Here is a 3,179-nt window from a genome sequence, read left to right on the forward strand (position 1 = left end):
GAAGATGTCGGAAGATGTCGCAGCGGCCGAGACGATGAACAGCGGCGACCGGCAGCAGATGATCCGCGGCATGGTGGAGAGCCTGGATGCCAAACTGTCTGCCGATCCTGATAATTTCGAGGGCTGGATGCGCCTTGTCCGCTCTTACGCCGTATTGAACGACAAGGATCGCGCCGCGACTGCCCTGAAGCGCGGGCTTGCCGCCTTCCCGGCATCGGGCGATCAGGGCAAACAGCTCCTGGCGCTCGGCAAGGAACTCGGCATCGCGACGGAAGGATCGGTGGAATGACGCGCAAGCAGAAACGCCTGGCTGTGATTGCCGGCGGCATGAGCTTCATCCTCGTCGCCGTGCTGCTCGTCATGTTCGCCTTCAGCCAGTCGGTCGCCTATTTCTACATGCCGGGCGATCTCGCCAAGACGCCGGTGGCACCGGGCACCCGCATCCGCCTCGGCGGGCTTGTGGGAAGCGGCAGCGTCATGCGCGGCGAGGGTTCTGTCGTGCGCTTTGCGGTGACCGATCCGAGCGGCGAGATCGTCAATGTCCGCTACCAGGGCATCCTGCCGGACCTGTTTCGCGAAGGACAGGGCGTCGTCACCGAAGGCACGTTCGAGACGGGCAGCCTTGTCTTCACCGCCGATACCGTGCTTGCCAAGCATGACGAGACCTATATGCCCAAGGAAGTGGCCGACAGGCTGAAGGCTCAGGGCCTCTGGGAAGAGGGCAAGGGAGCCGTAGCACAGGGGCAGGAAGCCAAGGGTGAGGCCGCAAAGAGCCAGGAAGCCCAGGGGCAAGAGACAAGGGCGACACCATGATCATCGAGATCGGCCATTATGCGCTGGTTCTGGCGCTCGCAACCGCGATCGTCCTGTCGGTGGTGCCCGTCATCGGTGCAAGGCGTAGCGATCAGGCGATGATGGATGTGGCGCCCTTGGGCTCCCTCCTGCTCTTTGCCCTCGTGACCTTCTCCTTCGGTGTGCTCACCTATGCCCATGTCGTCTCCGACTTCTCGGTGCAGAACGTCTGGGAGAACTCGCATTCGCTGGTGCCGCTGATCTACAAATATTCCGGCGTCTGGGGCAATCACGAGGGATCGATGATGCTCTGGCTGTTGATCCTGGCGCTGTTCAGCGCCCTGGTCGCGATCTTCGGCCGCAATCTGCCGGATACGCTGAAGGCCAATGTTCTCTCCGTCCAGGCGTGGATCTCGGTCGCCTTCATCCTCTTCATCCTGTTGACCTCCAATCCCTTCACCCGCCTCGATCCGGCCCCTGCCGAGGGCAAGGACCTGAACCCGGTGCTGCAGGATATCGGCCTCGCCATCCATCCGCCGCTGCTCTACCTCGGTTATGTCGGCTTCTCGGTCTGTTTCTCCTTTGCGGTTGCCGCCCTCCTCGATGGCCGCATCGATGCCGCCTGGGCGCGCTGGGTGCGGCCCTGGACGCTGGCCGCCTGGACCTTTCTGACGCTCGGCATCGCCATGGGCTCCTACTGGGCCTATTACGAACTCGGCTGGGGCGGCTGGTGGTTCTGGGATCCGGTGGAGAATGCCTCCTTCATGCCCTGGCTTGCCGGCACCGCACTTCTGCACTCCGCCCTCGTCATGGAAAAACGCGAGGCCTTGAAGATCTGGACGGTGCTGCTCGCCATCCTCACCTTCTCGCTGTCGCTGATGGGCACCTTCCTGGTGCGCTCCGGTGTGCTGACCTCGGTGCATGCCTTTGCGAGCGACCCGAGCCGCGGCGTCTTCATCCTCTGCATCCTCTTGATCTTCATCGGCGGCGCGCTGGCGCTGTTTGCCTTCCGCGCCCCGCTTCTGTCGGCCGGCGGGCTGTTTGCGCCGATCTCGCGTGAAGGTGCACTCGTCGTCAACAACCTGATCCTGACGGTTGCCTGCGGCACGGTACTAACAGGCACGCTCTATCCGCTGGTCCTGGAAACACTGACCGGCGACAAGATCTCCGTCGGCCCGCCCTTCTTCAACCTGACCTTCGGCCTGCTGATGGCGCCGCTCTTGATCGTCGTGCCCTTCGGACCGCTGCTGGCCTGGAAGCGCGGCGATCTGCTTGGCGCCTTGCAACGGCTTTACGTCGTGGCCGGTCTCGCGCTCGTCGCAGCCCTCGTCTTCTTCTATCTCCAGCATGGCGGCCCGGTCATGGCCGTGCTCGGCCTTGCCGCCGGCCTGTTCCTGATCCTGGGGGCCGTGGCCGATCTCTGGCATCGGGCCGGCATCGGCAAGGTGAAGGCCGATATCGCCTGGCGAAGGCTGTCGGGCCTGCCGCGCTCGGCCTTCGGTACGGCATTGGCCCATGCCGGGCTTGGTGTCACCGTGCTCGGCATCGTCGCTGTCACCACCTTCCAGACCGAGCATGTGGTCGAGATGAAGCAGGGCCAGTCGACGGATGCCGGCGGTTACAGCATTGTCTTCGACGGCATGCAGCCGGCCGTCGGTCCCAACTATACCGAGGACCGCGGCCACTTCTCGATCCGCCGCGGCGGTGCGCAGGTTGCCGATGTCTGGTCGGCCAAGCGGCTCTATACCGCAAGGCAGATGCCGACGACGGAAGCCGGCATCCTGACCTTCGGCCTCAGTCAACTCTATGTCTCGCTGGGCGATGCGACGAAGGACGGCGGCATTGTCGTGCGCATCTGGTGGAAGCCGTTCATTCTCTGCATCTGGGGCGGGACGCTGATCATGGCGCTCGGCGGTTTCGTCTCGCTGACCGACCGGCGCCTGCGTGTCGGAGCGCCGAGCCGCAAGGCGAAACCGGCCAAGCCGGCAGCCCCGGCCATGGAGCCGGCGGAATGATCAGGCGTTTCCTCCTCGTCCTGGCGCTGATGACGGCGGCCGCCCCGGCCTTCGCCGTCAATCCGGACGAAGTGCTCTCCGATCCCGCCCTCGAAGCCCGGGCGCGAACACTGTCTTCCGAACTGCGCTGCATGGTCTGCCAGAACCAGTCGATCGACGATTCCAATGCCGATCTCGCCAAGGACCTGCGTCTTCTCGTGCGCGAGCGCATCACCGATGGCGATAGTGACGAACAGGTGCTGAAYTACATCGTCTCGCGTTATGGCGAGTTCGTGCTGCTGAAGCCGCGCGTCAGTGTGCGCACGCTGCTGCTTTGGGGTGCGCCGGTGCTGCTGATCCTCGCCGGCGGTGCCTCGCTCGTCGTCTTTGCCC

4 protein-coding genes are annotated in these 3,179 nt (G+C 64.3%); all 4 read left to right on the forward strand.

Annotated features, from left to right (window positions below):
- A partial coding sequence (locus AC1DNW_RS35285) for a tetratricopeptide repeat protein (protein WP_477855772.1) occupies nt 1-289 on the forward strand: 289 nt, incomplete at its 5' end.
- Complete coding sequence (gene ccmE, locus AC1DNW_RS35290; RefSeq protein ID WP_477855774.1) at nt 286-813, forward strand: cytochrome c maturation protein CcmE; 528 nt, start codon at nt 286-288, stop codon at nt 811-813. The genes AC1DNW_RS35285 and ccmE, both read left to right, overlap by 4 nt.
- Nucleotides 810-2,807, forward strand: a complete 1,998-nt coding sequence (locus AC1DNW_RS35295) for a heme lyase CcmF/NrfE family subunit (protein ID WP_477855775.1) — start codon at nt 810-812, stop codon at nt 2,805-2,807. The genes ccmE and AC1DNW_RS35295 overlap by 4 nt, the downstream gene beginning before the upstream one ends.
- Nucleotides 2,804-3,179 (forward strand): cytochrome c-type biogenesis protein (locus AC1DNW_RS35300; RefSeq protein WP_477855777.1); only part of this gene is annotated, 376 nt, incomplete at its 3' end. The genes AC1DNW_RS35295 and AC1DNW_RS35300, both read left to right, overlap by 4 nt.

The organism is Rhizobium sp. 05L429 (assembly GCF_056397645.1).

Coding starts and splice junctions, on each gene's coding strand:
- ccmE (WP_477855774.1), top strand. CDS start 286: ATGACGCGCAAGCAGAAACGCCTGGCTGTGATTGCCGGCGGCATGAGC.
- AC1DNW_RS35295 (WP_477855775.1), top strand. CDS start 810: ATGATCATCGAGATCGGCCATTATGCGCTGGTTCTGGCGCTCGCAACC.